Genomic DNA, 4,835 nt, shown 5'->3' with positions numbered 1-4,835 from the left:
ATTTATTTTTAAAATTTTAAAAGGTATCCCTTCCTACCAAAAGTTGGGATTAATTGCTAAAATTCTCGGGAGTTCATTTTCACCCAAAAAAAGATAAGTGCCCGGTACGTCCGTATTTTGGAAACGATAAATATCTTGCCCTTGATTCGATCCAACTCCGAAGGCATAAAAAGCTAATCCCTCCTCTTTAAAGTTAGGGTAATTTTGTAATACGCTTTGTCGTTCCTGCTCACCGACATAGAGATAAGTTCCAATGACATTCATATTTTGGAAACGATACAGAGAAATTAATTGATCCGTAGGGGTTTCTGAGCCATTGAAAGCAAAACCTTCTTCTTGGAAATTAGGGAAATTTTGGCGAATATTTTCAGCTTCTTGTTCTCCAGCATAAAGATAAGTAGTGGGAATATCTTGATTTTGGAAACGGTACAAAGGAGTATTAAATAAAACTGCCACAGAAGAGGCTTCAACCACCGTGGATTGAGGTATATTATCCTCCTGTAATTGGATTAATTGTTGATTTCCTTGAGTATCTTTAGCAAAAATCACCCCTTGCCCTCGCACACCTTTAATATCGGCAAATGTCCCGTCTAAATCATTGAGATTAGCATTGGGAGTAAATTCCGAACTTAATTTAATAGTATCTGGTAAAACAGAAGTAGTGCCAACCTCCATAGAAGTATCATGATTATGCTCACTTTCACTGGTGGAGGCGGCTACCGTGGAACTACTATGACTACCGTGCCCACTGATTAGAGTATGAATTTTAACCCTTTGTTGTACTTGGGGTAAGTCACCTACGGCGAGGGTAGTGATATTGGCTGCACTGGTTTGAGATGGCGAACCGTTAGGGGTTTGAGGAGTTTGTAAGGCATAACCCGAAGTAATTTTCACTTCTCCACTAAAATCACCATAGGGTTGAAAGTCAGAATGAAGAAAAGCTGTCTCATGGGCAACATCTTTGGCGGTGAGATCACTAATTCCTGATCGAATTAAACCCTCTAAGATTTTACCATCGTAGGCTTCTACTAATCCTCGTCCTCCTTCTCCTTGGGACACTAAAATATCATAGAAGTTATCACCATTAACATCACCCACAGCAACGTTGATATTGCCCTTAAAATTTTCGTGATGGAAGGGGGCAATACTCGCCATAAATTGATAATTTTTACCACTATAAACTTCGATTAAAGGTGTAACACCACCACCAATAACTGTCACGATGTCCGCAAAACCATCACCGTCAATATCACCTGTGGCGATCGCCGTTTGTTGTTGTAAAGTAGGGGCAGTGTTAACAAAAGGAGTAATTTGAGCTAATAATAAACTAGAATCGTTCCCTTGTAATAAAGTATTACCCTGCTCTAATTTGTCGAAAGTGGATTTACCGTCAAAAACTTTAATGGTGAATCTTTGATCTAAACTGGTTAATTGTTTCTGAATTGTAACTATATCAGTGACGTTATCGGTAACATTTGTATTACCTAATCCTAAGTTATTTTTATAGTTAACATCGGCGATGGCCACTTCCACGCCATTACTAGCATCGTAGGCATTGAGAATTAAATTTTGATTTGTATTACTGGCTTTCAATAAAGTAACGGTACTACCAACTTCATTACTTAAACCAAGCCAAGTTTTCTCAGTATTTAAGATAACCTTAACTACCGCCATCATACCTGCGTCTTCATGAAAAAGGATATGACAGTGATTGACATAAGCACCGGGATAATCAGCAAACTCCATTAAGATTTTTACTTCGGAAGGAGTGCCGTTAAGTTGAGGAGTACCATAAGGATTTTCTGGAGTTACAGAGCCGGGGGCATAACTAGGGGGAAGAGCAATAGTATCACTTAAAACCCTTGCTAAATAGTTATTTTGAATTTGTTCTACGGGAATACCATTGATTTCTAAAACTACGAAATCGTTTTGATGAATATGAAAAGGATGCCATTCTAATAGAGGAGCATTAATCCCTAATTCTTTGAATTTTTCATCGTCAAGACCAGAGGTATTCTGTACGTTCCAAATTTCAGTACTACCTAACATGGGCATAGTTAAAGGAGGCATACCACCACCCTGAGTGGCAAAATACTCTCCATTAATACGATAAGTTCCCTCAAATGTAGTCACATCTGTATCAGTAGGAAAACGATTTTCAGAAAGAGCACCACCGACATTAGCAGACCAGACAAAAGTACGTTCTTGAGTGACACCATTATTTAAAGCATTATCGACTAAAGCATTAATTTCATCGCTTTGCTTAATTAAAACGTCATAGGCTTCGGGAAAAGCACCGGTAGGAATACTATTTCCTGTCACTTCAATAGTTGCTAAAACTTGAGATCCCCAAATTAAATGTCCATCGCTAAAACCTTTATTTTGAGTGATGGCTGGTGCATTTTCTCCAAGGACTTCTTCGGTAGCATTTGCCAAAAAATAATATTTACCCGGTTCTTCAAACCAATTTTGTAGGGAAATACGAGATCCAGGATTAAGTACTGGGCTAACGGTTAATTCCCTTCTAATTCCTTCAACAACTCCAGCCGCATCACCATCAATAGCCGTTAAAAGCATATCTTGAGGAGTTAAGCTACCATCGGTTTCTTCTTTCAATAACTGAATTACATAAAAAGAGTTAACCGTGAAATTGCCAAAAGAAAATAAATTCCAAGCTCCTGTAGTGGTGTCAATGGTAGGGTTATATTGACCATTAACAGTATGAATGACGTTTTCAGTTGGTTCAGCTAACGCACCTTGACCATAAGAGTTCAACAGATTAGGGGGGGGGCTTCCGAGGGGGAGTAAGGGATTATAAAGTTCAGGTTTACCGTTGTAACCAAGGAAGGGGGATTCAGATAAAGAATAAACATTTTTCTGATTTTCTACTTTTACATCTAAAGGTGTACCTGCAGGAAGAAGAATATTAGGATCTGAAGATTGATTTAAAGGATCATTAGGGCTACCCCCACGATACTGCTGTTGAATCCCGAAACTTTGAATCGCCATGAAAAAGGAGGGACTGGTTACAGGATCAAATTTCTCTAAATCGGGTAAATCATAGGGAGGGTTTATTAATAAATAACCTCCTAATCCTGATGCTACATGGACATTAGTCTCACCGTGTAAGTGTGGATGATACCAGTCAGGCCCAATAAAGTGGTCTTCAGGGATTTTTATTTCTGTTTCCCAAGTACCACCAGAAGGAACTGATATTAAAACATTATCACCATTACCTACAGGAGAAACGTGTAAACCATGAGTATGTAAGTTTATAACTTGATCTAAATTATTGTTAAGAGTAATTTTGATCGTGTCCCCGGGTTCAGTGATGAGCATCGGTCCAGGAATCTTACCATTATACGCCCTTAAAATATCGTAAGGTGTCGCTTTATCTAACCAATCAATAAAATGATCTCCCTGTTCAAGAATACCAAAACCATCAATAACTAATTGTTGTAGTTCATCTACGTTGAGGGTTAATTCTAAAACTTCACGAGGTCCCCAACTAGAGTAGTATTCACCGTTAGCCCCTTCATAGACAAAATCACCGTTTTTATAGTTTTGGTTATCCTGTTGCCATAATAAAAAAGGATCTTTATAAGCTACTTTTTGATCAGGATGAGGTAAAACTTTTAAATAACCATCGGCATCAAAGCCTTGACTCCAAGAATCAAAGTTATCTTGTCCGATTATATAAGCACTTTTGAGATTACCAATATCACTCAGATTAATGTTTCCTTCTATGGTGATCTTACCAGTATAAGGGAGACCACTAATACCGTTTTCAATATATTCCAGAACACCCGTTGCTCCCTGAAATATCCCTTCACCACCAGTAATATCAATAGTACCCACATTGGTGATATGTATTACTCCATCTGGGTCAGTGGTTTGTGTTATATTCGCCGTTTCTTGACCAAACAATTTATTTGGACCACTTCCTTGTAAGGCTATATAACCAAGTGGTAGTTCTGGATAATTTTGTTTAAGGAAAGGAAAAGCATCGGGATTAGTATTACCCTGAGAAGAATCATAGACTAAATTCCCATTTCCATCATCTTTAAAAACATCGTACAAGTAAACCGATCCTATTAGGTCAGTCAGTCCATAAGGTGCATTGGGAGTATTACTTGGAGTACCTTGAGCGAGATTAGGATTGATCAGAATATTTAGATATTGTTGAGGTCCAGCATTTTCAATACCATCGTTAGGAATATCATAAACGGTAATGATTCCATTTAATTCCTGGGGGATTCCATCAAAAAAAACTTTCTGATTATAAACCAAGTCCTGATTCAACCCATTGACCAAATTATAAGTCGTTGGATTAAATGTAAGTGTACGGGTAGATGAGGCATTAGTCATAATTGATATTTTCCTTGAATAATTTTATTATTAATTGATCGATCTGTCCAGAAAATAGGGCGCAGGTAGCGGGGAATAAAGGTTTAAAATTAACGATTTATACATAAGAATTTATTTTATTTTTAATTTTGGCAAATGTTTATAGACACAATATATCCCATTTCGCTTACTTAGAGAAATTATCTCGCAATGATGCAAAGCCATAGTTTTATGCACTTTCTTATGCTGCAACTTCAAAAGCTACTCCTTCTTCGACAAAATTAGAATAATTAGCTAAGATGCTTTGACGTTCAGCCGAGCCTACATAGATGTAAGTACTGGGTAATTTAGTATTTTGAAAACGGTAAATATCTTGTCCTTTATTAGCCTCAGCACCATAGGCATAAAAAGCCAAGCCTTCTTCCACAAAATTAGTATAATTCTGTTTAATACTTTGACGCTCTTGTTCGCCAACATAGATATAAGTA

Annotated in this window: 1 protein-coding gene and 1 pseudogene; both read right to left on the bottom strand. The window is 37.4% G+C overall.

Annotated features, from left to right (window positions below):
- Positions 1-33: 33 nt before the first annotated feature.
- Positions 34-4,368 carry a multicopper oxidase domain-containing protein gene (locus tag FWJ34_RS18255; protein WP_308256763.1) on the bottom strand — a complete coding sequence of 1,445 codons (4,335 nt, stop codon included), beginning with the start codon at positions 4,366-4,368 and terminating at the stop codon, positions 34-36.
- 220 nt (positions 4,369-4,588) lie between these two features.
- A pseudogene (locus FWJ34_RS18250) lies at positions 4,589-4,835 on the bottom strand (peptidylprolyl isomerase); the annotation flags it as partial.

Source organism: Geminocystis sp. GBBB08 (genome assembly GCF_016743215.1).
Classification (GTDB): Bacteria; Cyanobacteriota; Cyanobacteriia; order Cyanobacteriales; family Cyanobacteriaceae; genus Geminocystis.
Note: the sequence above shows the minus strand (reverse complement) of the source record. Positions and strands in the feature narration are given on the sequence as shown.

What these genes read in the sequence shown, in the direction of transcription:
- FWJ34_RS18255 (WP_308256763.1), bottom strand. Translation starts at nt 4,368, where the DNA reads ATGACTAATGCCTCATCTACCCGTACACTTACATTTAATCCAACGACT.